Origin of the sequence: Stieleria sp. JC731, assembly GCF_020966635.1 — a bacterium.
In the GTDB taxonomy this organism is placed as follows: domain Bacteria; phylum Planctomycetota; class Planctomycetia; order Pirellulales; family Pirellulaceae; genus Stieleria.
On sequence record NZ_JAJKFQ010000005.1, the window covers coordinates 775,576 to 799,115 of the forward strand.

Below are 23,540 nucleotides of genomic sequence, written 5' to 3' on the forward strand. Positions count from 1 at the left end.
TGCTTGCGAAGTGGCTTCTATGACCGTCACTTTGCACTCAAGTTGACGGCAACGATTTCTTTGTCGTTGCGAATGTAGGCAGTTCGATTGGCGTAGGCGGGGTAACTCCAAACGACTGGACGTCCAAACGCTTCACCGGTCGGTTCGAGCACGTGCATGCGTCCTTTTTCGGCAAAGCCTTTGGACGTCAACTCGGCAACGATCAGGTCGCCATTCTCGCTCATCACAAAATAGCTGTCGCTGTCGCCGACTCGCGTTAAAAAAGCGGTGCCGTGTTTGATGAAGCGTTTTTCGCCGGGCTTGGTTGCTTCGAAGGTGGACCACAGACGATTGCCGTTGGAAGCGTCGACCGCAATCAGATCGCCTTGATTGCAATCGGTGCCGTAGATGACATCGCCTTTGAATGACGCTGGAGCATTGCTGCAGTGGACCGCGTTCTTTGATTCGCCACGCCAGACTTCTTTCGCCGTCGGTGTGTCGCTTGCCAGTTCGATCAAGACCGCTTCGGTGTGGATCGAGCTGACGAAGATATGGTTACCGTTAACCGCAGGAACGGCGACGGACATTTCGTAGGACGGGCTGACGGGAATGTCCCAGTACTTTTTTCCCGTTTCCGGTGCAAAGCTGGTGACGCCTTCGGGATGGAATGTGATCAACTGCGATGTCCCGCCGGCATCGACAATGATCGGAGCACAGTACCCGGCAGGGACATCCAAAGCTTTCCAGCTGACTTCGCCAGTGTTTTTGTCAAACGCAACGATGCCTTGGCCATCACCGCCCACCATTGTGTAGATCAAATCGCCATGGACCAGCGGATGCGCCGAGAATCCCCAAATCGGAACGTCAGCACCGAAATCGGTGGAGAGGTTTCGTTTCCAGACAACGCTTCCGTCGTTCGTGTTTAAACAGGTGAAGTCACCTTCGGCGCCAAGGAAATAGACGCGATTCCCATCAATGGTCGGTGTTGCGCGTGGGCCGGAGGGGTAGCTGATTTCGTAGGGACGGTCGTAGGCGTATTCCCAGATGACCTCGCCAGATTTTTCATCCAATGCCAACAGCCGCTCTCGACCTTGTAGCTTGGCGCGTTGGCCCGGATCGTTGAAAGCTTTGCCACTGGCGGTCAGATAGTCGGTCACGAACACTTTGCCGTCCGCAACAGCGGGGCCTGCGTAGCCGGCGCCCACCGGGTGTCGCCATTTGACGGGAAGGCCGGCTGCGGGGATCGAATCTACCACACCAGATTCGTGCAATACACCGTCGCGTTTCGATCCCATCCAGCCTTTCCAGTCTTCGGCTGACGCGGTCGTACCGATTGCTAGCAGGGCTGTGCCCAGTAGCAGTCGCTTTGAGGCTTTTATGACGTCGGACATTCGGATGGCGGCAGATCGGCGTCGGCGATTCATCTAGATTGCTCGGTAATAGGGTGGGGGGACGACTGCTTTCAGCATAGGAGATCCCAGCAAAGGAGATCCCAAGATAGGAAAACCCAAGATACGAAAACCCAGTGAAACAGGAAATCAGCCGCTGATGAGATGACTATACCTTCCGGGTTGGCCAATCTTTCAGCAGAGGTGTTTGGCGACCAATGTTGAAATGAAGACACGAAATAGATGTGTCGCGTGATTCAATAGACGGTGAGAACTGCGTCTCGCCGTAGCGGTTTTTCGCTAAGGTCAATTATAAGCGGGGTTTAGGATCGCCCATGTTCTGGACTGCGTCCCGCCACACCCCGAATTGATCTTTAAACCGCAGGTCAGCAAACCTAAACTTCTTCCGCCGCAGCCACGGAGGAATGCCGCCGGGGAAGATTTCTGCTGACGGTAATCTTCATCAAAGACACAAAAGCCAAGGAAGAGTTGATGTTACGTAGCCTAGTCATCCTGGGAGCATTGGCCTTCTGCGCCTTTGTTGCAGGTTGGTTCACGATCGATCGCAACGAGAAGGAAACCACGATTCGGTTCAACCGCGATGAGATCCGAGCGGATACCAATCGAGCGATCGAAAAAGGCAAGGAGCTATTGGAAGCTCACCAGAATTCGGCTGAGGAATCGTTTGAAGAACCTGCACCTGCCTATCCGAGCGAGTTGAATCCTCAGACTGGCCAGCTGGACTTTCAACCAAACGACTACCAAGCCACGCGGCCAATTCCACCATGGGAATTGCCGCAGTACGGAACCCCAAGCAACGCACAGCAGTACTAACCTGTTTTCTGAAGGTACGAGTCAGGGGACACCGTTTGATTCTAGGCCACCCAACCTGCCATTGGTTTTAGCAGGATTGTTTAGCTGCAAGGTGGCCAAGCGGATGGCCGAGCCTTGTTGCCTTTGCCAGCGGGATACATCCACGATCAACAGGCTGGATTGGGAAGGAATGTCTCACGCAAACATTCCCGCTGGCGGTTAGCAAACCGAGTGTGTGACAGGGGAGGGCGACTTGTCAGCAGACTCGGGGCATCGATAAAGCGATCAGTCAGCAGATCGATCGGTGGTTTCCGATGATGAGTCATCGAGCAGAGCCACTGGCTTTTTCTTTTTGAACAAAATCGTTTTGACGGTGCATGCGAGAAGAATGGCGATCATCGCAAGTTCCTATGAATAAGCGATAGCGATCCGATTGGAAGGAAAAAGATCCGCTCGTTCTCGCACGCGAGGGAGGGTAACCCGTTTGAGAACGAGCGGATCTGGCAGTTGGTCCGAATCAAAGTGCGCGCCGGCAGGATGGACAAGTCCGGCTCGATTCGTCGTGTTTACCGAAAGCGTCTTCGAAGCTTGCTTCTATCGCACTTGCGAGTCGTCTTGAGTTCCACGATTTCGGGCAACCTCAATCACGTCGCTCGTGCGATCGTTCAAGTCTTCGATCACGCTTTGGGCCACGTCGACCCACTGCAACAAAGTGGCACGGACCTGGGCGAGCTGCTCATCGTTGAAGGGCTCCGCTGCACCTTCATTCGCTGGCTGCTCGGCGGCCTCGGCTCGTGCCAACAGCTTCGCTCCGCTTCCCACGATCGGATCGACCGGTGCTGGATTCACCGGCAATGGATTTACCTGGACGGGGGCAGCTGGCCAAACCTGGGCGAGCTGAATGGCAAATTCCGAAGCAAGTCCATCACCGCTCACCACCAGCGATGCGACTTCACTTCCAATCCGTTGGGGGCGAAGGCTTTGGCTGACATGATGCTGCAATTGGGCAACTTCATCAGCCTTGTTAAACAGTTCGTCCAGCCAGCATTCTGGCGACCCGGCCCACGGACCGGATTCGATGGCTGGAACGGTGGCGTTTTCTGCGACGACCTCAATTTCAGTCGTCATCGTTTCCGATTTGACAATCTCTAGTGCGGAATCACTTTCCGGTTCTGGCAGCAGACGTCGTTGCCAAGATGGAACAGCCTGGTCCGCCTTGGGGCTCCATCCGGTTTCGTACTGCTGGTTGATTGCGCGGATGCAGAACGGTTGACTTGGCGAAGGCATGACTTCGGTCCAAAGCAACTTCGGTGGGGCCGACTCGACGATTGCTTCGGCAACGGTCTGAGATTTAGGCTGGGTTTCAGGCTGGGTTGCAACCTCAACCGTCGCAAGCTCGTTAGCTGTAGCGAACAAGTTGTTGACAGTGTTGGCAGCGTTCTCGAGTGCCGCAATCGCGTTTGCGAATTCTTCCGCCGAAGGTTGATAGACGGCGATTGTTTCCGTCTGGGTTTCCTCTGCAGCTACAGCAGGCGATGGTTCTGCAACGACTGGGGTTTCAGCATCCGCCACCAAATCGTCTTCCGTCATGTCGTATGATGCGAAGGTTTCTTCGATCGTAAAGACCATCGGGGCGCTGCCAACATGTTCTGCAGCAGTGTCGAATTTTACAACCACATCGATCGGTGTGGTTTCCACCATCACCAACTCACCTTCGTTCTCTTCTAGCAAGTCGACGTAAATCGGTTCCGAGGGTTGAGCTTCGATGACGTCGGATACTTCAACTGCGATCCCTGAAACGTCATCAATCGCTGCGAGATTTTCATCGGCAACCGAAGGAGCCTCGTTGTATTCGTCCAGCTCGATTTCGTCATTGAGTGCGAGGACATCGACATCGACTTCGTTGACTTTCACATCTTCTACCAAGATGCTTTCCTCAATCGCCGGCTCGGTGACTTCGGCCGCTGCGACGATCTCTACGCTTTCGACCTTGTCTTTCGATTCGGGCAGGCTTTCGATCAAGGCTTTAAAGTCTTGGTCTTTTAGCTCGCGAAACATCGAAGTCGTATGCGCGATCCAGTTTTGGAACGCGGCGATTTCATCCTGCGTGGATGATTCGGTTGGACCAACCATGGCAAATGGTTCCGTCCAGTGTGTGAACGGGACCGGTGCGCCGGCTGCCGCAGCGATCGTTGCGAGGGTTTGGTTGAAGTCGCTTGCGGTTCGCGAAGCGTTTTTAGCTCTGGCCGCGGTGTCGACAATCGCGTTTGCAGTCGAGACAACGGTGGTGGGCCGAGTCGCGGAGGTTTTCAGAGTTCCTTGCAGCCACTTTTCGTAGTTGCAGGTATCGATCGTCAGCTCATTACCGACGGTGATCGTCAAGAAGTGTGGAACGAGTGTTTGATCGTTTGATTGAAGCGACTCAGGAGTTTCAGCAGAAGTTACTTTTGCGGTAGCGGCAGAGGTTTTGGCGAGATCATCCACCCAGCCGCACAGTTCGCTGCTGTCGTGGGTGTTTTCGGCGTGAAGTCGGTTCGGATGGAAGACTCCTGTTGTCGACGCGGCGACTAAACAAAAGAGTGCGAAGCGACGAAGCTTTTTGCGGATACTATTCTTTATGGTCATCGTGACGTTACTCCTTCCAGGACTGAGCCGCAGCGATACTTCATCATGACTTCGTTGTCATTGATGATTTGCGTCGGAGGGATGGCAACAAGGATCGACTGGTGGTGATCGTCAGAGCACGGCGGGAGGCCGAGTTCCATCCCTCTGATCGAAAGCCAGGCGGCGAGTTGCAGACGCGAAAGATCGCGGTCGCGGAGTCCTTTCCTTTGTAAACGTGTGGTTGGCGAGTTGGCGGGGCGATTCGACAAGGAATCAGTTCCTTGTGAATCAGAATGAAGTCTCGCAATGGACGTGAAATAAAGACGGCTCACGTTTGGCGGCTTGGCAGGTCGCCTGATTGCGGGACAGAAGCAGGTATCGGAAACTTTGACGGCTGGGCTCTCCGGTGCGGTCAGGAAAAAAATGACATTGTGCGAAACGACATACGATTGCGCGGACAGTCCGTGTCGAATCAAATGAGCTTTTTAGGAGTGTGAATTAATAGTGGTGTTCACATGAATCGTTAAAGCTCGGTTTACCTACCTGAAAGATCGCTGCTGTGCTGACTACTGCTGCATCGCTTGTTGCCACAGCATCCGTATGTTTGATGATGTGTGGTCCTTGATCACGAATAGGACACTGCATATCGTTGCAAGTGCCATTCAATCGAGTGGCGATCGGAACGCCGCAGCATCGTTGCGGCTAAAGGAATCTTGAGGCCATGGCAGCAACGCTGTTGCTTTCTGCGTAGGGAACGCACGACGGGCCGCGGGGCGTCATCCATTGATGAGGGTGACTTGTTCTGCACAACGCGATCAACTGATTCAACCCTAACGGTGTGTATCAAGAGATAGCGATCACAGCATTTAATGTGATTTCCCGTCGGACGGTTTTTTGACCGGGCATCTTTTGTGACCTATATTCGCTTGACCGCTCGTTCTGGGTGTCTTGCGCGGTCACGATTTCGCTGGCAATCTTTGCCGTCGAACCATCCTTCCCTCCTTCAGACACCAGCACGAGCCCCTTCAGCATGCCACTATTCGCACGGGTCGGTTTGTCACGTTTGGCTTGTAATCCATTCGTCAATCAACGTCATTTCCATCGAGCTATCGGTGCTAGGTCAACACTTCGAGCGAAGTTGTTGATGACCGGTGTGGTTCTTTTCGGGGGCGGCGCGACGAGCGGATCACTGCATGCCCAAACGTCGACGATGCAGCCACTGCCTGCCGCGGTTGAATCGGCTAAGCAGATTGAAACGGATCCGCTGAATGTTGTGCTCGAAGACGGCGCGGCTTTGGAAATCGACCGTCGTTGGACCGAAGCGATTCGGCACTACGAAAAGGCCTTCCGTGATTTTCCTAACTCACGCCAGGTTTATCAGCGTCTGATTATCTGCCGTTTGCATGCCGATGTGAATCGACGATACCGTGATCGAAGCTTTGTTGATTCGGTTCACCAGATGACCGCCGCACAGGCTTTGGACCTCTATAGCGAAATCCTTTCTAACCTGGAAACTCACTACGTCGAGCACGTTGACTGGTCACGTGTGTTCTTGCATGGCACCGCCGCACTTGAGATCGCACTGACGGAAAATCGCTATGTGACCGACGTCTTGCCGGAGGCCGATCAGGAAAAGGTTCATCAGTTTCAGCAGACAATCCATCGCCGGATTTCTAACCGTCCGACCAATGGGCGACACGATTTGCGAGCCGCTGTCGCGACGGTCGCTGAACTTGCTCGCAACGAAATCGGACTTAGCCCGACTGCAGTTGTTCTGGAATACGTCAGTGGTGCGGTATCAACGCTTGACCCCTACACACGCCTTTTATCTGGCGATCAGTTGGACGATATGTTCTCCAACATCGAAGGTAACTTCGTCGGACTTGGTGTCGAGCTACGTCCCAGCACCGATTCACTCGAGATCCTTTCGGTGATTCCAAACGGCCCCGCCGAAGAAGCCGGATTGAAAGCCGGGGATCGGATCGTCCGGGTGGAACAAGCTGATACGCGAACCGGCAAACCGGAAATTGCTGCTGACCTACTACGTGGACCAGAAGACTCGTTTGTGTCAATCGCAGTCCAAACGTCCGAAGGTGCAGAACGCGAATACAATATTGCACGACGACGCGTCGAAGTTCCTTGTGTAGAAAATGTTCATATCTGCGACCCGTCAAACGGTGTGGGCTACCTTCGGCTGACAAACTTCCAAAAGACGACACCGCGCGATGTCGAGCAAGCGATCTGGCAATTGCAACAACAAGGCATGCGTTCGCTGATTATGGACCTACGCGGAAACCCAGGCGGGCTGCTTTCGGCGGCAGTCGACATCGCCGATCGGTTCCTCAGCCAAGGACGAATCGTGACCACGCGTGGTCGGAACTCGCGAGAGAATTTCGACTATGTCGCTCACCGCACCAAAACACTTAGCTTTCCACTTGCGGTCCTGATCGACAACGACAGTGCGAGTGCGAGCGAAATCTTTGCGGGAGCTATGTCGGATTCAGGGCGAGGCGTCATTGTGGGGCAACGCAGCTATGGAAAGGGCAGCGTCCAGGGAATCTTCCGTATGCAAGCGGCAAAGTTTGGACTGTGCCTCACCACGGCAAAGTTTTATTCCCCCAACGGAACCGCGATTAGCCAACGGGGCGTTTTCCCCGACGTCCCTGTCGAGAGCCAGTACATCGCCGCCCGCCCGAACGACGAAGGTGAAATCGTCACCGATCTCGATGACGAGGTCATGCAACAAGCGATCGGTCAGCTCTCTGGACAAAGTCAGCTGATCAGTCAACGAACTCGCTAGTTTGACTGTCCCTATCCGGCACCGACCGTTATTGAGTGCAAGTGTTTTAAAGGACTGGGTTTCAAAGGTCCGGCCTTAGGGCATGTGGCGGTCCGTAAGTCGTAGCTGAGGTGGTTTGTGGTTCCTCTGCTTCGGGGGTGCGTTTCGCGAAGCTTCGTCGCCGCATCGGAATTCACGCGAATTCTTACAGCCACCATTTCGCAGAAGCTCTCGCGCGAGCCTCTTGCCTTCTTGTGGGTTTCTCTCACCAAATCCGAAGCCTCTTTTTCGTTGCCCAGAGGCTCTCGACGATTCGCTACAATCGACGCAGACAATTTTTGCGAACCATTTGTGATGAAACGGTGTTAAAACGAACAGCGGCATCGCTGGATTGAGTTTGGCGGACTGCTTTGCGTTTTGGACTTTGTCCTAGTGCTTGAGCTTTAGCATCGATTGGGCTCGAGCATCGAATTGAACAGGTCCGTTACCGAAAGGCCCGGTCACAGTCCGCTGGACGAAAGAGGGCGTGACTTCGGTTGACCTTGGGCGGTTCATCACAACCGGCTGAAATGGATGTGAGGTTGTATTTGAAGATTTCAACGACAGACCCGGTTGGAGTGCAAACCAAACATCTCCGATTTGCATTCGCTGCAAAGCTTCGTCCGGCAATAGCTCGTCCGGCAATAGCTCGTCCGGCAACAGAATGCGTTCGGTTGCGCACAACACTTCTATTGGTGGCTTTCGCACTCGTTTGGCTTTTGGCAGATGCCGTCTCGCTAAACGCAGCCAACTTTTCCGAAGTCGAGACGCTTTATCGAAGTGGGAAAATCGACGAGGCCCACGAAATCGCTGCTGCCGAAGTCGAACGAGGAGTTTGGAACCGACGGTGGAGTGAATTGCTGATCGAGTGCCAGTTGGCAAAAGGTCAGTACGCCGAATCCTTTGAGACATACCAAGCGGCAATCAAAAGGTATCCGACCAGCTTACCACTACGGTCCTTGGGAATCCGTGTCGCTCGATACAATGGTTTGCCGGACCAGGTCGCGCTCGAAAAAGCCTTTATTCACCGTTACCTAGAAACCGGGCAACTCCGCTATGCGACCGCCGATACCTTGATCGCCGCAGGTCGTTTCTTCACGAACAATGGTATCGATGCAAGGATCATTCTGAAGTCGTTCTATGATCGTGTTCTTGAATCTGATCCGGATAACCTTGACGCCCATATCGCGACAGCTGAGCTGGCGATCGAAAAAGGGGACTTTAAAGTTGCCGCCGAAGCAGTGCAGAAGGCCAAGCAGCATGAGTTGCAGGATGCGAGATTGGACTATCTGCTGTCACTCGCGCTTGCACCAACGGATTCAAAGTCGTCGGGCTTGTTGTTGGCGTCATCGTTGCAACAGAATCCTAGCTACGCGCCGGCTCTGCTGCTGAAAGCCGAAAAGGAAATCGACCGAGAGCTCTATGATGCTGCCGAATCGACGATTCAGGCTGTGCTGAAGCTGAATCCCAAAGACGAGAAAGCGTTTGCTCTGCAGGCCGTGATCGCACATGTTCAAGGTGAATACGAAAAAGAAAAAAAGTTGCGGGCAAAGGCTCTTGAGCATTGGACAGACAATCCAAATGTAGACTATCTGATCGGGCGCAAGTTGTCTGACAAGTATCGCTTTCGTGAAGGTGCGGAGTACCAGCGGAAAGCATTGACGTTTGATGCGGACTTCATTCCTGCGACGTTTCAGCTTGCACAGGATTTGTTACGTCTGGGCGATGATGACATCGGTTGGCAATTGGCCAATGAGGTCAACAAACAGGATCCGTACAATGTCGTCGCCTACAACTTGATGACTTTGAAAGACCGTACGGACGGTTTTGAAACGATCGCCGCGAGTTCGGCGAATGAAGTCACACGGGATTTTTCCGAGCCTGGTGAAATTCTGCTGCGAATGGATCCTCATGAACGCAAGGTTTACGGTGATGCCGCGGCGGAAATACTTGCCGAAGCAAAGCAAGTTTTGTGTGAGAAATACGATCTGCAGCTCCGCCGTCCGGTCATCGTGGAGATCTTTCCCAAGCAGAGTGATTTCGCCATCCGAACTTTTGGGCTTCCAGGTGGTGAAGGATTCCTTGGGGTTTGTTTCGGCCATGTGATCACTGCCAATAGCCCCGCATCGGGTGGTGAACGACCATCGAATTGGAAGTCAGTTCTATGGCACGAGTTTTGTCACGTGGTCACGCTGACCAAAACCAACAACCGAATGCCACGTTGGCTTAGCGAAGGCATTTCGGTGTACGAGGAATTGCAGCGAGACCGCCGCTGGGGCCAATCGATGACGGCCCGGTATCGAGAAATGATCCTCGGCGACGACTTTACTCCGATCTCAAAGTTAAGCAGCGCATTCTTGGCGCCACCTTCGGGCGAACATTTGCAATTTGCCTACTTCGAATCTTGTTTGGCAGTCGAATTCATCGTCAGTCAATACGGAGCCGAATCGCTGAACAACATCCTGGATACGCTGGGCGAAGGCGTTCCGATCAACATTGCCTTGGCAAAACACACCGACCCGATCGAGCGTTTGGAATTGGCATTCGCCGAATATGCGCAAGGCAAAGCGAAACAGTTCGGCGGTGGGTTGCAATTCGATCGTCCAGAATTTGATGACGAAACGCCTCGCGAAGAAATTGAGCAATGGGCGGAGGATCATCCGCAGAACTACTGGGCGAGGATGAATTTGGTACGTCGTGAAATGACCGCCGAAGCCTATGAAAAGGCGGTAGAGCATTTGCAGTATCTCGTCGACCATGGTGCCGCCACTGGAGAACGCGGCGGCGTGCTTGAACTTCTTGCCCGCTGCTATCAGGAACTGGATCAAGCCGAAAACGAGCAGCTAACGATTGGCAAGTTGCTGGACCGATCAGCGGATGCGTTGCCCACGCTCATGCGACAAATGGGTTACTCTGCGTCGAAGGAAAACTGGGACGCCGTTTTGCAGCTTGGTGAGCAAGCGTTAGAGATCCAACCCTTTACCGCGGCGATTCATCGCGGCATCGTTCGAGCGAGCCAAGAAGTCGAACGCCCGGAAGAAGCGATCGGATCGTTGTTGGCACTGAAGGAGCTCGATCCGATTGATGTCTCAGGTCTGAATTACCAACTAGCAATTGCCTATCGTGGCAAAGGCGAAAAACAGCAGGCGATAGACCATGTTGTCGACGCCCTATTGGAATCACCACGATATCGAGACGCGCTGACTCTTCTGACAGAACTGTCTGCACCGGAGCCAGAGAGTTTGCCGTCGGAAGAGTCGACTTCGGATGAAAACAACGATACCGAAAGCGGCAATAGTGCTGAGGCAGACTCAAAGGAAATGAAATCGAATGAGAGTCCTGAATCAAATTCGGACTCAGCTTCAGAGTTAAACGCCGACGGTGATGATTCCGGTGATCCTGCTGACGAAGTTCCTAAGCTGCAGACGGAGTCTTCGACCGAGCAAACGACGACTGATCAAGGTGACGAGGAGGTGTCCGAGTGAGAAACCGCCGAAGAGCAATCTGGTTTTCTGTTTCGATCACAATCGCAGTGTTGCCTGCTCTTGTCTTCGCCCAACGTTGGCGTGGCGATTATGGGCGCCGACCATACGATCGAAATGGTGTCCCTGTTTGGGAGGTCGACAAGAATTTTCCAGGAGATTTATTCACCTTTGCTCGCGTGCGATATGACTCCTATTCCGGACGCGGTCGCGGGGGCGGTTGGGACACGGACTATCCCGACAGTGATCTAAATTTCTCTTTGCGGTTGCAGCAACTGACAACCATCAAAGTCAATCCAGAACACAAGGTCGTTGATCTGACGGATGAGGACCTGCGTGATTATCCGTTTCTATACATGATCGAACCGGGTGGTTTGTCGTTTAGTGAGGCAGAGGTCATCGCATTGCGAGAGTACTGCTTGAGTGGCGGCTTTCTTATGGTGGACGATTTTTGGGGCGACACACAGTACGAAAACTTAGCGTATGAGCTGAGCCGCGTATTCCCTGACCGACGCCCGGAAGAAGTGCCGCTGTCTCATCAGATTTTTCATATCGTCTACGACATGAAAGAGAAGCCTCAAGTCCCTTCGATCCATTCGGCACGCTACGGAGTGTCTTGGGAAAATGCTCGTGACGGGAGCGACACTACGACTCCGTACTACAAAGCCATCTACGACGACAAGGATCGCATCATGGTTTTCATTTGTCACAACACCGATCTGGGTGACGGTTGGGAACGTGAAGGCGAAAACCGTGATTACTTTGCTGAATACTCCGTCAAGAAGGCCTACCCGATGGGAATCAACATCGTGACGTACGCCATGACACACTAGCCCCGATTGTGGCAACAGAGGTTTACGCTGGCGTCAAACAATTTGGAATTGCTGGCGTCCAAAATCAAAGTCCAGCCGACCAACGGTCCCAACCAGACGAACGAAAACCAATACCGATCCAAATATCACGTCGAACTTTGCCGAGCCACTTCTGATGACCTTAACCGAACCAAATCTCGCATCACAAATCCAGGACGCTCGCGACAAAATCGTCGGGGAATTATCGAAGGCGATCGTGGGCCAGCAGGATGTGATTGAGCAACTGCTGATCAGTTTATTTGCAGGTGGGCATTGCCTGATTACCGGACCTCCGGGTTTGGCAAAAACGCTGTTGGTCCGTAGCGTAGCTCAAATTTTCCACTTGGACTTCAGCCGGATTCAATTCACACCAGACCTGATGCCGGTGGACATTGTCGGGACAGAGATTTTGGAGGAAACCGATCAAGGGCATCGCGCGTTGTCGTTTGTCAAAGGGCCTGTGTTTGCCAACGTCATCCTTGCCGACGAGATCAACCGAACGCCGCCCAAAACGCAAGCGGCAATGTTGGAAGCGATGCAAGAGCATCAGGTGACTGCCGCAGGAACTCGATACGAGCTACCAAAGCCGTTCTTTGTTTTGGCAACTCAGAACCCGATCGAGATGGAAGGCACCTATCCGCTGCCCGAGGCGCAGCTTGACCGATTCCTGTTCAACGTTCGCATCGATTATTTGCCGCCCGAAGATGAATTGTCGGTCGTGATGCGCACCACATCAACAAAGCCGGAACCGATCGAAGCACTTTTCAGCGGCGAAGACGTGCTGCGTTTTCAATCGATCGTCCGTGATGTTCCGATCGCGACTCCCATCGCTGAATACGCGGTTCGCTTGGTCCAAGCGACTCGGCCCAATCGAGAAGGAACCCCTGACTTTGTCAACGAGTGGGTGGGATGGGGCGCAGGCACACGTGCGAGCCAAACGTTGGTCCTTGGCGCGAAAGCACGCGCGCTGTTGTTCGGTCGCGCCCACGTACAAACCGAGGATATCATCGCGCTAGCACACCCAACACTGCGGCATCGCGTTTTGCCAACGTATAAAGCAGAGGCTGAAGGCGTCACCATCGAACAGATCATCGATAAACTTCTCGAAACGGTGGCCAAGCCATGACGCCGAAGTCTACCGAAACAGGAAATTCGCACGGCGTCGGCAAGCCTGCTGCCAGTGTTGATCCCAGCGCACTGATGCGAATTAAGAGTTTGAAGCTTCGTGCCAAGACGGTTGTCGAAGGATTCTTTTCAGGGCTTCACCGCAGTCCGACGCACGGCAGTTCGATCGAGTTCAGCGAGTATCGCGCCTATGTGCCCGGAGACGACCTGCGAACGCTGGATTGGAAACTGTACGCGCGAAGCGATCGATATTTCGTCAAAAAGTTCGAAGACGAGACCAATCGACGATGCTATCTCGTCATCGACCAAAGTCGCTCGATGAGTTTTGGTTCGCTTGACTACACCAAAATCGAATACGCGCGAACGATCGCGGCAACGCTTGCCTATTTTTTGACAACACAGCACGATGCCGTTGGGGTTCTAACATTCGATGTCGAGATTGGTGATTTCCTACCCGCAAAAATCGGCGCGAAACACTTCCATCAGATTCTCGTCGAGCTTTCAAGACCGGCAGAAGGTCGTGGAACCGATATCGAAGCTCCACTTCGTCAGGTCGCGTCGTTGGTCCCTCGGCGCGGGCTTGTGATTCTCGTCAGCGACCTGTTGGCTCACCCCGACACCCTGCAAACCCAGTTGGCTTCTCTTCGCGCTCGCGGACATGAAGTCGTCGTCCTGCGTGTGCTGGATCCTGCTGAAATGGATTTTCAGTTGCAATCTCCCGCGATGGTTCAGGACGTCGAAACCGGCAAGCAGATCTATGTCGACCCGTCAGCTGCAAAAGCGAGTTATCAGGAACGCTTTGAAAAGCACCGCGAACAGGTTCAATCGATCTGCAGCAATGCAGGCGTGGGCTACTACGAAATGCCGACTGATCAACCACTTGACCAAGGTTTGGCGAGCCTGATTGACGCGCGGAATCGTCTAGGCGGTGGAAGCAGTCGAGCGATGAGCGAGGGAAGACGCCGATGAGTTTTCTAACGCCGCTTTATTTTTTAGGGGCTCTTGCCGTCGTCGGGCCGATCTTATTTCACTTGATTCGTCGTCAACCCAAAGGCGAAGTCCAGTTCAGCTCATTAATGTTTTTAGAGGCTAGCCCTCCAAGACTGACGCGGCGAAGTCGTCTGGAAAATCTTCCTCTGCTGCTAATCCGCTGTCTTGCGATCGGAATGTTGGCGTTCGCGTTTGCAAGGCCGTTCCTGCCGTCGACCGAATCCGAGTCGATTGATGGCGTGCAAGAGGCGACGATCATCCTGGTCGATCAAAGCGCCAGCATGCGACGCGTCACCGTTGCTGATCAGATTCAGCAGATAATCGATGGGTTGGTTGACCAGTGCGACGACGACGCATTGATCGCATTGATCGCATTCGACCAAGACGTCAATCCGGTTCTTTCGCTTCAAGAGTCTGCCGGATTGCAATCCTCGATGCGGAAAAGTGCAGCCAAAGATGCGGCCAAACAGATCGAACCGACTTGGTTGAAAACGGATATCGGCAAAGCGCTGCGGTATTGTGCAGATTCAGCTGCACTGTTGGACTTGGATGATAACGAGGGCGAAGCGGAATCAGAGTCAGGCGGTCGTGCAGCGATTCGCACCAGGATCGTTCTCGTCAGTGATCTACAGAGCGGTGCGGCAATCGATTCGCTGCAAGGGTACGATTGGCCAGCGGATGTCTGGTTGGAAACGAATCCGGTGAGCGTTTCCACGTCCAACAACGCTTCGCTTCGTGTCATTCCACGATCTGTGGAATTAGGGATTGAGCAGGAATCCAGCTCCGATCCGGAAACGGTGCGCGTCGAAGTACGGCATGATGACGGAGTTGCGGGATCATCAACATTTCAGCTGCGATTCCATGGACAAGAATCTGATGCTGCAGTGGTTCAAGTCGGCCCCGGGCAAACGAGGTACTTCAACGTTCCGTTGCCACCATCGACCGGCAGCGACAGTGATCGAGCCTCCGCCATAGAACTGTTGGGTGATTCGGAGACGTTTGATAATTCGCACTATTTCATTCGCCCACAAAAAGCTGCTCAGCAAGTTTTGTTTGTCGCATCGGAGAAAGCACGTGGTGCTGATCAGCGGCAGTTGTTGTCGTTTTACCTAAGTCAGCTCCCGTTTTCGGATTCGACACGCGAGGTCACTTTCGAAGTGGTCTCACCAAACGATTTCGCGGGTGCACTGGATGTCGAGCGAGTGCCTTTGGTGATCGTTCCTGCGAAAGAAATTTCGACGCTTGATGGTTCATTGTTGGATCAGTTCGTTAGCGGTGGCGGGCATGTTCTTTTTGTCCTTGACGATGTTGTCGAACAAGAAGGGACACCGCTGCTTTCGAAGTTGCTCGACAGCCCGAAGTTGGAAATCGAAAAGACTGTCAACGAAGATTTCCGATTGATTTCTTCGGTTGATTTCGAATCACCGCTCATTCGTCCGCTTTCCGAACCGGGCGTCAATGATTTTTCGACGATAAAGGTGTGGAACCACTTTGGGCTTTCCGGCACCAGTGAATCGGTCAAAACAACACTGCGATTAGACGACGGTTCACCTTGGTTGCTGCATCGTCAAATCATCGATTCTGATCGCCTGGGAGGACAAGTCTGGGTGTTGACCTCCGGTTGGCAACCATCGCAAAGTCAATTCGGATTGTCGACAAAATTTGTCCCAATGATGCTTGGGATGCTCGGACCAAACCCGTTGACTGTCTCACAGTCGGTTGCTGTTGGAACCAAGCTAGGGCAAGGCGATGATGAAATGATCGCAGATAGTCCCGGCATCGTAACGACCAACGACGGTGTCAGCGTCGCGGTCAACTTAGATGCGTCAGAAAGTATGTTGGTCCCAATCGATGCCGATCGTTTTGGTGCTTTGGGGGTGACTGTCTCATCGCCAGAACTGCGGGAACAAGACCAACAGGCCGCGCGGGCCCTTCGCGATGTCGAATTGGAAGCTCGCCAAGGTTGGTGGCAGTGGCTGATATTGGCAACCATGGGGCTGGTTGCGATCGAGACAATCCTTTCGTCAAAGGGAGCGAAGAGCCATGAGTGAGGGATCAGTGGGCGACGGTCGAATTGAGTTCAACGGTCCAATGAAAATGGACGGTCGTGGCGGAATCGCAGAGCGGCAACTCGCTCGAATTCGACGGGAGATGCAACATGTCACCTCTCGTTTGTGGTCGCGGCACTTTTGGTCGTTCTTGGCGGTATTCTCGATCGTCTCGATCTGTATCTTGCTGATGGTTCGCGAAGTGGAGCGGGCAGGGCAACTGCCAGCTTCGGCGATTTACATAGCCATGGGGATGGGGATCGCATTGTCGGTCCTTGTCGCTTGGCGTTTTGCAAGCCGATTGACCAATGACGGAAGTCGAATTGCATCACGAATTGAGACGAAATTCCCGGGTTTGGGAGAGCGGTTAGTCACCGCCTCGGAAATTCAGAATTCCAATGTCGATCGACCACTTGTCCAGATGCTGATCGATCAAACGCACGATCATTTTCGCACGCACGACTGGCAAAGCGTTGTACCCACAGGATCACTTTGGGCGGCGCGTGCGCTCGGGTTAGCTGCGATTGCAGGGGTACTTTCGTTTTCCGTTTTTGGCGATCGCCATGATGTCAGCTTGGTGAAGCTTGCCGATGTGCAGCGGAGCGATTTTGATGCTCGCGAAGTCATCGTCTTTCCAGGCAACACCGAAATCGAGAAAGGGTCCAGCCTGGTCGTCACTGCGGAATTTGCCAATTCATTGCCAGGGCAGACCTTTCTTACCACGTACGGTCCTGATATGGATCAGGGTACAAGTCATTTGTCCCGGATGCAGATGAAGCAGACCATGAGTGACCCGATCGTGGCTGGCTTTCTTCCGTCTGTCGACCAAGCGATGCGTTACCGAATTGAAAGCGACGATTGGTCCAGCGAATTCTATTCGATCAACGTTTTCGAATTTCCTGAGCTGCGACGGAGCGATGCTTTATTGACGTTCCCTGAGTACACCGGGATGGCAGAACGCCAGGTTGAAGACACCTACAAGGTCACGGTGGTCGAAGGGACCAAGGTCGTTTGGCGGTTGGTGCTAAATAAGACTGTCCCCACGTGCAGTCTCGCGATTGTCGATAGCGAAGCGGTGATTGAGTGCACAAGTATTGATCCTGCCGCGGTTGACGATCTGACACTCGTCGGCGACTACGCGATTTATGAAGCAACCTTGGTTGCCAAGCAGTCCCAGGACTTTGTGTTGAACCTGATTGACGATGAAGGGCGGAAAAACAAGTTCCCTCCAAAGCTATCGATCAAAGTTCAGCCTAATAAGCCACCTAGTCTGGAACTTGACCAAGCTCGCGACATCACGGTATCGGCACTTCAAGAAATCGAACTGTCAGCGAAGGTGCGCGATGACTATGGGATCTCGAAAACCGGACTGACCTACCAACGTGAAGATAACGCGGAAGTCGTTGTCGAACTCGCCAGCGGCATCGGACGCAATGCGAAACAATCCATCGAGCACCTGCTAGATTTCGAAGCGATGGAGGCCGAAGTGGATGACTTGGTTTCGTTCTATTTCTGGGCTGAAGACGTCGATGCCGATGGCAATCTTCGGCGAACCGAAAGTGATTTGTTTTTCGCGGAAGTTCGACCTTTTGAAGAAATCTACCGTCAAGGCGATTCATCGCAGTCAGAACAAAGCAGTCAGCAGCAACAACAACAGCAACAGGGTGGCGCCGCTCAGCAGGCCGAAGAGCTAATAAAGTTGCAAAAGGAGATTATCGTCGCGGTATGGAACCAGATCCGACAGGCCCTCGGCGACAACGATGTTAAAGAGGAAGACATCAAGGTTATCGCGGAATCCCAAGCGTCGGCTCTGGAACAGGCAGGCGAATTGGGGCAGCAAGTCAGTGATGCAAAATCAGAAGCGATTGCTCGTCGAGTCGTCGAAGACATGCAGGCGACGATCGACAGCTTGACTTCGGAGGCGTCGTTCGAAGAGCGATTGCCGGCGGCGCGGCGAAATGCCCAGTCAGCCTTGTCCGGACTGATGAAATTGCGTGCTCGGGAATTCGAAATTACGCGTGGGCAGCAACAGCAGCAGAGCCAAAGTGGTCAACGGGCCGGTTCGGCACGGCAGAATCAGATCGACGAATTGGATCTTGATCAAGACGAAAGCCGCTACGAAACCCAGCAACAGGCACAAGCCGAAACTCAGCAGCAACAAGAAGCGGCCGAAGATCGTCAGGTGCTCAGTCGACTGCGTGAACTGTCGCGGCGAGCGGAAGACCTGATGGAGGAGCTTGCGAAGCTGCAATCGGCTCTTGAACAAGCCGAAGATGAAAAGGAAGAGGAAGAAATCCAGCGACAGTTGAAACGTTTGCGAGAGCAACAGCAAGAGTTGCTCCGGATGTCCGACGACTTGGAATCACGCATGCGGTCTGAGGAAAACAGCGAGCGGATGACTGAGCAGGCCGATCAGTTGCAGCAATCGCGTGAAAGCCTTCAACAGGCTACCGAGGCGACGGAGCAGAACGACCCCTCTGCCGCGCTCGCGTCGGGTCGCCGTGCGGAACAACAACTGGAAGAATTGACCGAAGAGTTTCGCCAACGCTCGGCCGGGGCATTTGATCAGCAACTGCGGCAGATGCGAAATGAAGCAAACGAACTGCAGGCAGAACAGGAACGAATTGGCCAGTCGATGCGACAACAAGTCGACGAAGCTTCTCCGGGATTGCGTGGAGACGAATCGACAGATGCCGCACCAGAGAGATTGGAAAAGCAAGCGGAGCGTTTGAATGAGCTTCTTGAACAGATGCAGGAAACGGTTGAGGAAGCAGGCGAATCAGAACCGCTTTTGGCTGAAAAACTCTATGACGGGTTTCGCGAATTGCAGCGTGCGCAAGCCGAACAACAGCTTGAAAATGCTGCGGAATTGGTGCGTCGCGGGTTCATGCCACAAGCACAGCAATATGAACGTGAGGCTGCCGAAAGTATCGAAAGTTTGCGCGATACCATTGATGAAGCTGCCGGAGCGGTCTTAGGTGATTCAACCGAAGGGTTGCGGCGAGCTGCCCAACAATTGGAACAACTTCGCGAAGGTGTTCAGGATGAATTGTTGCGTGAAGCCGGAATCGAAAATCCGGATGAGAATCAGGCAACTCGCTCGGGTGGGCAGCGTGAATCGGCGGAAGCCGGGGCACAGCAACAGCAAGGGGCAACACAAGAAAACACATCGGGTGAACAACAAGAAGGCCAGCAAGGGGCGTCTGATGCGGAAAGTTCTTCGCAGCAATCGCCACAATCGGGGCAACGACCCGGCGGTGGCGAACAACAAAGCGACGAACCGTCAGGTCGTGAGAATGGACAGCCGAGCGGACAGGCAAACCCCGATGGCGAACAGCAACAACAAGGACAGCAACAGCAAGGACAGGGGCAACAAGAAAACCAGCAAGGACAGCAGTCCCAGAGTCCAAGCGGTTCCGGAGGCGGTAGTGGTCAGGGTGAACCCGGCCAAACGCAACAGGGCGATCCGACTGATAATCCGACAGAACGAACACGTCCGGGACTTCGCCAATCTGATCAACCTGGGCAGCAAAGCACAGATCAACGCGGGCAGCAAAACGCTGGGCAACAACAAGGTGGTTCTACTCCGTTCGCTGCCGATTCACAAACACAGGCCGGTCCAATCGGGCCGTTGACTGGTGACTTTCGCGAATGGTCGGATCGAATGCGCGATGTCGAAGAGATGGTTGATGATCCAGAATTGCGAGCGCAGGCGACAACCATTCGTGATCGAGTGCGGCAGATGAGAGCCGAGATGAAGCGTCATGGCGAAGCCCCACAATGGAACTTGGTCGAAGACATGATTGCTCAGCCTCTCCGTGAATTGGAGAAGGAAGTCCGTGCAGAATTACTTCGGCGAACGGCTGGCAAAAACGAATTGGTTCCGATCGATCGTGATCCCGTTCCGGCCGAATTTGCCGATGCGGTTCGCCGCTACTATGAAAATCTGGGAAGTGCCCGTTTGGGACAAAGTCAAACGGAGTCACGCGAATGAGTTGGATGGTTAGCCCAAAAATGATTCTGTTGGGCGAATTTGTAATCGGTTCGCCGGATTGGACAATGCCCGCGATCGTTGGTGGAACTGTCCTGACATTCTTGGTGCTGTTGAACTACTCGCGTAGTCAACGCCGAGACCGGTTGGGTGGAGTTTCGATTCTGTTGAAGCTTGCCGCCATCGCTTTATTGGCTGTTTGTCTTGTCGAACCGATGCGCCGTGATCAAAGGCCTCGGCCACGCGCAAATATGCTTCCCGTTCTTGTTGACACCAGTCAAAGCATGGGGCTGACGATCGGGCGAGAAGATATGTCTTGGCGGGATCGCATCGATCGTGAGTTTGCCGGTGACGCAACGACGCTGGCTCGCCTGTCACAAACTTTCGACACGCGGATTTATGGCTTTGACAAGCGTTTGTCGAGTGCCGGAGAGGTTGCGGATTTGCGTCGTGACGGCAAGGCAACTTTGCTGTTGAGAAATCTGGAGGAATTAAATGCTCGTCTTCGGGGACGCCCAGTTGCCGGAGTCCTACTTCTGAGCGATGGGAATGATGTCGTCTCAGATCTTGACGCCGATGAATTGCCTAAGTTTGATTTTCCGATCTATCCCGTTGTCCCTGAGAAGGCCTCGGGGTTGAACGATTTACGGATTACTGGCACGGTTGTTCGACAGACCAATTTTGAGGTCTCGCCAGTGACTGTGTCGGTTCAATTCGCCATCGACGGTTCGCTAACCGGCGATGTCATCGTGCGGTTGACGGACACCCAAGACAACAATGTTGTCGAAGAGCAAACGATGGCACTGAAGGCGAATGAAGCCAATTACCAAGTGTCATTTCAGTTTCGACCGGACGATGTCGGGTTGCGATTTTATAAAGTCGATGTCTTTCGAGTGACCGATCAGTCGGCTTTCGATTCTGCTGAATCCTTGATCGAGACGCCTTCCTCGGAAACGACATTGGTAAACAACACCCGTTTGGTTGCTGTTGATCGAAAAACGGGACCGTACCGCGTGTTGTATCTCGCAGGACGACCCAACTGGGAATTCAAGTTCCTGCGTCGAGCCGTCGACGAGGATGCCGAAGTTGAACTGACGGGCCTTTTGAGAATGGCGAACAAAGAGCCTAAATTCAGTTTTCGTGATCAGGCTGTAAGCGGAACTAATCCTCTGTTCCAAGGACTAGGCGATGACGCCGAAGAAACCGCCGAACAATATGATGAGCCGGTGCTGGTCAGCATTGGCGTTAAAAATGCAGATGAACTGGCGGGTGGTTTTCCGAAAACCGAAGACCAACTGTTTTACTTCGACGCGTTGATCCTTGATGACATCGAGCCGTCATTCTTCTCACAAGATCAGCTCAAACTTATCCGTCGCTTTGTTAGTCTTCGCGGCGGCGGATTGATGCTATTGGGCGGCCAGGAAATGTGGGCTGGCCGCGAATTTGACGACTCTGTTTTGGGAGATCTTTCTCCCGTCTATGTGACGCGCCGCCAAATGGACGGACCGTCAAACCAGTCGATCCAATTGTCGCGGGAAGGCATGCTTGAACCTTGGATGCGGTTGCGCTCGACAGTGAATGAAGAAAGTAAACGCCTGCGAGAGATGCCCCAATTTTCTTCGATCAATGAGGTGGGAAGTCTGAAGCCAGGTGCTTTTGCACTGGCGACCGCTACCGGTGCTGACGGAACGCAGCGAACCGCTGTCGCAACGCAGCGGTTTGGACGTGGAAAGGTGGGGGCGTTAATGGTTGCTGACTATTGGCGGTGGGCAACAAATTCGCAGCCAGGCCAATCCGATGATGCGTATCAATCATGGCGCCAGATGGTTCGTTGGCTGGTTGGTGACGTGCCGCGTCGTACCGAACTGATCGTTCGAGAGGACCGTGAAAATGACTCGGTCGTCTTAGAAGTTTCGGCCGTGGATGATCGGTTCGATCCGCTAGAAAACGGCGATGTCCAGCTGACCGTACGACAGCCCAATGACGCCGTCATCCCATTGTCGGTTCACCCAGTTGCGGAACGTCCCGGCGTGTTTACTGCCTCTTTCTTTGACGATTCGGCGGGGGCCTATATCGCCAATGCCGAAGTCCGTTCGGCCGACGGAAAGGTCATCGGGACACCGACAGCAGGCTGGACGCAACAGATCGCGGGACGCGAATTTGATCACATTGGATTCAATCGAGCGTTGATGGAGACGTTGGCGAAAAGCAGCGGTGGCAAACTGATTGACGAATCGGAACTACCTCAATTCGCCGACAAGTTAGATTCCGAAAAGGTGCCTGTTACTGAAACCTGGGTCTATCCGATTTGGCACCGTGGTTGGGTAATGGCGTTGGCACTTGGGTTTCTTTGTGCCGAGTGGGGACTGCGTCGATACCGAGGACTCGCATAATGTTTGCCGGTGATTTCTATCGCAGATTGAAAATGTACGTTCAAAGCAACCTAGCCCTTGTCTTCATGGTCGTCGTTTGGTTGGCATTGCCACCGTCAAACATTTTGGCAGACGACCTCACCGTCGATATTTCCGACAAGGCTACTCCCGATGTCATCGTTGTCGTTGGTGCAGGTGGGACATCGGACTATGAAGCCATGTTTGAAAAATGGGCATCGACATGGAAAAGCAATTGCGAAACAGCAGCTTTGGAATTCAAACAGATCGGTCCGATTTCCAAGACGGACTCGGTGACCGTCAAGGACGAGTTGCAGTCGACGTTGAAAATGCTCGACGGAAGTGACCTGGTCGTTGAACCGATCTGGATCATTCTGATCGGTCATGGCACGTGGGATGGAAAAGCTGCGAAGCTCAATCTTGCCGGGCCCGATATGAGCGCTGAGGATTTGGACTCTTGGTTGGATTCAATTCGACGCCCGGTGATCCTCGCCAATTGCACTTCCAGTAGCGCACCGTTTATCAACCGAATTAGTTCACCGGGGCGTGTCGTGATAACTGCGACACGAAATGGCTCCGAACACAACTTTGCGATTTTTGGAAGGTATTTGGCAGAAGCGTTCGCAGCGATCGATGCGGATCTAAACCATGATGACGAAGTTAGCGCCAAAGAAGCTTTCATTCGTGCGTCGATCGAAACGAAAAGGTTTTATGACGAACAAGGTCGCCTTGCCAGCGAACATTCGCTAATCGATGACAACTCCGACAAGCAAGGATCGGATGTCGAACTAGTTCGGGGATTGAAAACGGCGGGACCCAAAGCAACTGTCGATGGTGCGATCGCCGACTCGTTTTCGATTCTGGTCAACCCAAATGTGACTCCTCTGGCGTCTGATCAGAAAGCTGAGCGGCAGCGGATCGAAGCCGAATTGGCTCGTTTAAAAACGGAGTTCGCTGATGAGTCGAAAGGAAAGCTAAGAGAGGCTGCTCTTCCGTTGCTAATTCAATTGGCGGAACTCTACGAAGTAAATTCTCCATAGTTGATGTGGATGCTTTCGGTG

General features: G+C 53.3%; 12 protein-coding genes. 10 read left to right on the plus strand and 2 right to left on the minus strand.

Annotated elements, in window-relative coordinates; all coding sequences use genetic code 11:
* Window positions 1-26: 26 nt before the first annotated feature.
* Window positions 27-1,403, minus strand: coding sequence for a PQQ-binding-like beta-propeller repeat protein (locus LOC67_RS13875; RefSeq protein WP_230263205.1), 1,377 nt, complete (start codon window positions 1,401-1,403; stop codon window positions 27-29).
* 456 nt (window positions 1,404-1,859) lie between these two features.
* On the opposite strand from LOC67_RS13875, the gene LOC67_RS13880 reads away from it, so the two are divergent.
* Window positions 1,860-2,201, plus strand: coding sequence for a hypothetical protein (locus LOC67_RS13880; protein WP_230263206.1), 342 nt, complete (start codon window positions 1,860-1,862; stop codon window positions 2,199-2,201).
* Between the two features lie 573 nt (window positions 2,202-2,774).
* Here LOC67_RS13880 and LOC67_RS13885 read toward each other — a convergent pair.
* Window positions 2,775-4,805: a hypothetical protein gene (locus tag LOC67_RS13885; RefSeq protein ID WP_230263207.1), complete on the minus strand. Its 2,031-nt coding sequence runs from the start codon at window positions 4,803-4,805 to the stop codon at window positions 2,775-2,777.
* A 1,009-nt stretch (window positions 4,806-5,814) separates the two neighbouring features.
* Here LOC67_RS13885 and LOC67_RS13890 point away from each other — a divergent pair.
* The 9 genes from LOC67_RS13890 (at window position 5,815) to LOC67_RS13930 (ending at window position 23,519) form a co-directional block, all read left to right on the plus strand.
* Complete coding sequence (locus LOC67_RS13890) at window positions 5,815-7,584, plus strand: S41 family peptidase (RefSeq protein WP_230263208.1); 1,770 nt, start codon at window positions 5,815-5,817, stop codon at window positions 7,582-7,584.
* A 692-nt stretch (window positions 7,585-8,276) separates the two neighbouring features.
* Window positions 8,277-11,087 carry a tetratricopeptide repeat protein gene (locus tag LOC67_RS13895; RefSeq protein WP_230263209.1) on the plus strand — a complete coding sequence of 937 codons (2,811 nt, stop codon included), beginning with the start codon at window positions 8,277-8,279 and terminating at the stop codon, window positions 11,085-11,087.
* A 47-nt stretch (window positions 11,088-11,134) separates the two neighbouring features.
* Window positions 11,135-11,917 carry a DUF4159 domain-containing protein gene (locus LOC67_RS13900; RefSeq protein ID WP_230263210.1) on the plus strand — a complete coding sequence of 261 codons (783 nt, stop codon included), beginning with the start codon at window positions 11,135-11,137 and terminating at the stop codon, window positions 11,915-11,917.
* A 154-nt stretch (window positions 11,918-12,071) separates the two neighbouring features.
* The gene (locus LOC67_RS13905) at window positions 12,072-13,061 is read left to right on the plus strand and encodes an AAA family ATPase (protein ID WP_230263211.1); all 990 of its coding nucleotides are present in this window, start codon (window positions 12,072-12,074) and stop codon (window positions 13,059-13,061) included.
* A complete protein-coding gene (locus LOC67_RS13910) occupies window positions 13,058-14,029 on the plus strand; it encodes a DUF58 domain-containing protein (RefSeq protein ID WP_230263212.1) in 972 nt (323 codons plus the stop codon). The genes LOC67_RS13905 and LOC67_RS13910 overlap by 4 nt, the downstream gene beginning before the upstream one ends.
* Window positions 14,026-16,101 (plus strand): BatA domain-containing protein, encoded by a 2,076-nt coding sequence (locus tag LOC67_RS13915; RefSeq protein WP_230263213.1) that lies wholly within the window; start codon window positions 14,026-14,028, stop codon window positions 16,099-16,101. The genes LOC67_RS13910 and LOC67_RS13915 overlap by 4 nt, the downstream gene beginning before the upstream one ends.
* The gene (locus LOC67_RS13920; RefSeq protein WP_230263214.1) at window positions 16,094-20,092 is read left to right on the plus strand and encodes a hypothetical protein; all 3,999 of its coding nucleotides are present in this window, start codon (window positions 16,094-16,096) and stop codon (window positions 20,090-20,092) included. The genes LOC67_RS13915 and LOC67_RS13920 overlap by 8 nt, the downstream gene beginning before the upstream one ends.
* 5 nt (window positions 20,093-20,097) lie before the next feature.
* Window positions 20,098-22,482 (plus strand): hypothetical protein, encoded by a 2,385-nt coding sequence (locus tag LOC67_RS13925; protein WP_230263215.1) that lies wholly within the window; start codon window positions 20,098-20,100, stop codon window positions 22,480-22,482.
* Window positions 22,483-22,514: 32 nt separating this feature from the next.
* The gene (locus LOC67_RS13930; RefSeq protein WP_230263216.1) at window positions 22,515-23,519 is read left to right on the plus strand and encodes a hypothetical protein; all 1,005 of its coding nucleotides are present in this window, start codon (window positions 22,515-22,517) and stop codon (window positions 23,517-23,519) included.
* Window positions 23,520-23,540: the final 21 nt, after the last annotated feature.

What these genes read in the sequence shown, in the direction of transcription:
- LOC67_RS13875 (WP_230263205.1), bottom strand. Translation starts at nt 1,403, where the DNA reads ATGAATCGCCGACGCCGATCTGCCGCCATCCGAATGTCCGACGTCATA.
- LOC67_RS13880 (WP_230263206.1), top strand. Translation starts at nt 1,860, where the DNA reads ATGTTACGTAGCCTAGTCATCCTGGGAGCATTGGCCTTCTGCGCCTTT.
- LOC67_RS13885 (WP_230263207.1), bottom strand. Translation starts at nt 4,805, where the DNA reads ATGACCATAAAGAATAGTATCCGCAAAAAGCTTCGTCGCTTCGCACTC.
- LOC67_RS13890 (WP_230263208.1), top strand. Translation starts at nt 5,815, where the DNA reads ATGCCACTATTCGCACGGGTCGGTTTGTCACGTTTGGCTTGTAATCCA.
- LOC67_RS13905 (WP_230263211.1), top strand. Translation starts at nt 12,072, where the DNA reads ATGACCTTAACCGAACCAAATCTCGCATCACAAATCCAGGACGCTCGC.
- LOC67_RS13910 (WP_230263212.1), top strand. Translation starts at nt 13,058, where the DNA reads ATGACGCCGAAGTCTACCGAAACAGGAAATTCGCACGGCGTCGGCAAG.
- LOC67_RS13915 (WP_230263213.1), top strand. Translation starts at nt 14,026, where the DNA reads ATGAGTTTTCTAACGCCGCTTTATTTTTTAGGGGCTCTTGCCGTCGTC.
- LOC67_RS13920 (WP_230263214.1), top strand. Translation starts at nt 16,094, where the DNA reads ATGAGTGAGGGATCAGTGGGCGACGGTCGAATTGAGTTCAACGGTCCA.
- LOC67_RS13925 (WP_230263215.1), top strand. Translation starts at nt 20,098, where the DNA reads ATGGTTAGCCCAAAAATGATTCTGTTGGGCGAATTTGTAATCGGTTCG.
- LOC67_RS13930 (WP_230263216.1), top strand. Translation starts at nt 22,515, where the DNA reads ATGTACGTTCAAAGCAACCTAGCCCTTGTCTTCATGGTCGTCGTTTGG.